This is a genomic window from Lentilactobacillus kefiri, assembly GCF_007989105.1.
Classification (GTDB): Bacteria; Bacillota; Bacilli; order Lactobacillales; family Lactobacillaceae; genus Lentilactobacillus; species Lentilactobacillus kefiri.
In genome coordinates this window covers 1-1,069 of the sequence record NZ_BJVK01000096.1, presented here as the reverse complement: position 1 = coordinate 1,069, position 1,069 = coordinate 1, and the positions used below count along the sequence as shown (strand labels likewise).

The 1,069-nt window shown below is 42.5% G+C and carries 1 protein-coding gene; it reads left to right on the top strand.

Going from position 1 to position 1,069, the window contains the following annotated elements; translation table 11 throughout:
- The first annotated feature begins 87 nt into the window (after positions 1–87).
- Positions 88–1,056, top strand: a complete 969-nt coding sequence (locus LKE01_RS11825; RefSeq protein WP_054769923.1) for an IS30 family transposase — start codon at positions 88–90, stop codon at positions 1,054–1,056.
- Positions 1,057–1,069: the final 13 nt, after the last annotated feature.

Here is a 1,069-nt window from a genome sequence, read left to right as displayed (position 1 = left end):
CCCTGTTTGTAAAATTAAGTTAGAAATTTAAAAAGCCATTTGTGATAGACTTTTGAGTGTTGAAATCAAAAGAAAGGCTGATCACAAATGACCTATACTCATCTTACCATAGACGAACTCACTACAATTTATTCCTTTTGGAAGCTCAATAAAAAGGCTTACCGAGTAGCACCAGCACTCCACCGGAGTGCTGAAACCGTTTATCGCATCTATCGTTTTCTTGACGCTGGCGGTACGCTTATTGATTACCAACAACATTATCGACGGCACAAACAACATTGTGGGCGTAAGCCCATTCAACTAGCCCCTGATGAACTGGTTTATATCCAAGCCAAAATTCAAGCGGGGTGGCAACCAGATACAATTATTAATCGCCACGAACGTTCTTTTAGCTGCGGCGTACGAACCCTATATCGCATTTTCAAACATGATGCTTTTGGCTTGTTCGCCAAAGATTTACCCATGCATGGTCAGCGTCACCCTAATGGGTACGTTGAACGACGAGGAAAAGCTGGGCAATTGGGCAGAGATTTAAAAACCCGTTATCAGGACTATCCTAATTTTAAACGAGAATTCGGTCATTTAGAAGGCGACACGGTTCAAGGCAAAAACCATCAGGGTGCCGTAACCACACTGGTTGAACGGCAGACCAAGGTCGCAATTGTTTTGAATTCACATACCAAGTCATCACAAAACGTCAATCGTAGTTTAGCAGCCTGGTTGACGAAGCTGCCACGCCACTTGTTTAAGTCCATCACGTTTGATAATGGTAAGGAGTTCGCCGGTTGGCGAACGATTGCTAACCAGTTTGATTTAAATATTTACTTTGCCGCTGTAGGAGCACCCAATCAACGTGGGTTGAATGAAAACACCAACAACTTACTTCGTAAGGATGGGTTGCACCATGATCTCATCATGGACCAGCTATCAGATGAATTTGTCCAGGCTGTTGCTAGTCGACGGAACCATATTCCCAGAAAAAGTCTCAATTATCAAACACCACTTGAGGCATTCGTAAATCAAATCACTGATGAGCAGCTAAAATTTCTAACTTAATTTGACATTTGAA